The sequence below is a fragment of the Bacillus sp. SIMBA_031 genome (assembly GCF_046535225.1).
GTDB lineage: Bacteria > Bacillota > Bacilli > Bacillales > Bacillaceae > Bacillus > Bacillus velezensis.
In genome coordinates this window covers 1-247 of record NZ_JAWRXC010000548.1, presented here as the reverse complement: position 1 = coordinate 247, position 247 = coordinate 1, and the positions used below count along the sequence as shown (strand labels likewise).

The following is a 247-nucleotide window of genomic DNA, read 5'->3' as shown; positions in this document are numbered from 1 at the left end:
AATATAACGAGCGGAGAAACTACCAACTAACGCGCCTATACCTGCCAAAGAGTAAGCAAACCCAATTTCGTTTTCGGAGGCGAGAAGATCTTCTTTCAACAGATATATGAAGTTCGAATAGAACATACTAATTGCGATATTTACGAATACAAACATAATACATAAATTTCGAACTTCTTTAATACTGAAGGCTAGATTAAAGCCTTCAACTATCTGAGCCCAAACCTTTTTAAAGCTAGTGTGTTCT

The 247-nt window shown here is 36.0% G+C and carries 1 protein-coding gene; it reads right to left on the bottom strand.

The annotated features are described in order from the left end of the window. The coding region (locus SB724_RS21330; protein ID WP_410573013.1) for a hypothetical protein at positions 1-247 on the bottom strand (247 nt) is incomplete at both ends.